The sequence below is a fragment of the Pseudomonas sp. genome (assembly GCF_037994325.1).
Classification (GTDB): Bacteria; Pseudomonadota; Gammaproteobacteria; order Pseudomonadales; family Pseudomonadaceae; genus Aquipseudomonas.
The window spans coordinates 1-1514 of record NZ_JBBNAH010000574.1; the positions used below are offsets into that span (position 1 = coordinate 1).

General features: G+C 57.1%; 3 protein-coding genes. All 3 read left to right on the plus strand.

Going from position 1 to position 1514, the window contains the following annotated elements; genetic code table 11:
• The first annotated feature begins 33 nt into the window (after positions 1 to 33).
• Positions 34 to 372, plus strand: a complete 339-nt coding sequence (gene flgM / locus AAAB16_RS19335; RefSeq protein WP_340664793.1) for a flagellar biosynthesis anti-sigma factor FlgM — start codon at positions 34 to 36, stop codon at positions 370 to 372.
• 55 nt (positions 373 to 427) lie between these two features.
• Positions 428 to 898, plus strand: a complete 471-nt coding sequence (locus AAAB16_RS19340; protein WP_340664794.1) for a flagellar protein FlgN — start codon at positions 428 to 430, stop codon at positions 896 to 898.
• A gap of 90 nt (positions 899 to 988) precedes the next feature.
• The coding region (locus AAAB16_RS19345) for a flagellar regulator YcgR PilZN domain-containing protein (RefSeq protein ID WP_340664795.1) at positions 989 to 1514 on the plus strand (526 nt) is incomplete at its 3' end.

Consider the following 1514-nt stretch of genomic DNA (forward strand, 5'->3'; position numbering starts at 1 on the left):
CAAGCGTCCAAACACTGTCTGAGGTTTTGCATCATGGTCATCGATATCAACCGGCTAAATAACGCCGCCGCGTCCACCAGCACTGGGCGTACCAATACGACCCAAACTGGTAGCCGCAACGATACCGCGAGCGCCACACAACCCACTGCTCCTGCCAATGCTGCCGAACAAAGCACCGCCAAAACCGGTGAATCGGTACAGCTCAGCCAGCAGGCGCAGCAACTGCAGAAAGTAACTGACAAACTTAGCGATCAACCTATTGTCGACAAAGAACGCGTTGCCCGCCTTAAACAGGCTGTGGCCGATGGCAGCTATCAAGTCGACAGCAAACGCGTAGCCAGTAAACTGCTCGATTTCGAATCCCAGCGTTAACCCTTGCCGGGCAACTCTGGGGGTGTTGTTGGACGCCTAACTCCGAGAGTTCGCCATGCACGATAAGACCCTGCTCGACCTGTTCAACGAAGACATCGGCACCGCCTCGCAGTTACTTGAACTGATCGACGCCGAATTCCAAGCCCTGACCGATCGCGACCTTCCCTTGCTGGAAACCATCCTCGCGAACAAGCAACCGCTGCTGGCCGTACTCGCCCAGCATGGCGGCGAACGCAACAAGCTCCTCTCCTCGCTCAATCTAAGCCCCGATCAAAGCGGCCTTACTGCCCTGGCTGAACAGTCGCCAATTGGCAGCGAGTTGCTTGAACGTGGTGGCGAACTTAGCGCCTTGCTGGAACGCTGTCAGACTGCCAACACCCGCAATGGTCGGCTGATCCGTATCAATCAAGCGTCGGTGGGCGGCATGCTCGGCATTCTGCGCGGCAACTCTGATACGCCAGGGCTCTATGACAGTCGCGGCGGTGCCGCTAGAATCGGCCACCAGCGCCCGCTCAGTCAGGCCTGAATACACCCAACTATAACAAGGCGCAGGGGACGTACAGGCACAACGCCAGTATGCTAGTGCCACAGTATTTTGCTCGGAGAATTCTGGACCGTGTCCAACCCCTTCGCCGCGGGTGATGGCCCGCAACCACCGAAAGTCCTAAAAGCTCCGTTAGAAGTTTTTGCTGCTCTGCGCCAGCTAGAAGAGCACCGCGACCCGCTGATCATTACGTTCCATGAGCGCTCCCAGCGTTTTCAGACCTTTATCATTCAGATCAACCGTGAACGCGGCGTGCTGGCACTTGATGAAATGGTGCCGAATGACGGCGAACGTTTTTTGAAAGCCGGTGAGAGTTTTCGTATTGAGGGCTTTCATGAGGGCGTGCGTATCGCCTGGGAATACAAGCAACAGGTGCAGGTCGGTCAAATGGAAGGCTCCAACTGCTACTGGTGCCCGCTGCCGACCGAGGTGCTCTACCACCAGCGCCGCAACGCTTACCGCGCCCCGCTGAAACAAACTCAAGCGGTCAATATCGAGCTCGGCGGCGACCGACTCAAGGTGCCGGTCAAAGGCCAATTGCTGGATATCTCCGCCACCGGCTGCAAGCTGCGCTTTAAAGGTGATGTCAGCAAAGGCC

Bases quoted from the DNA above. Each gene is read 5' to 3' on its own strand.
- flgM (WP_340664793.1), top strand. From the start codon at position 34: ATGGTCATCGATATCAACCGGCTAAATAACGCCGCCGCGTCCACCAGC.
- AAAB16_RS19340 (WP_340664794.1), top strand. From the start codon at position 428: ATGCACGATAAGACCCTGCTCGACCTGTTCAACGAAGACATCGGCACC.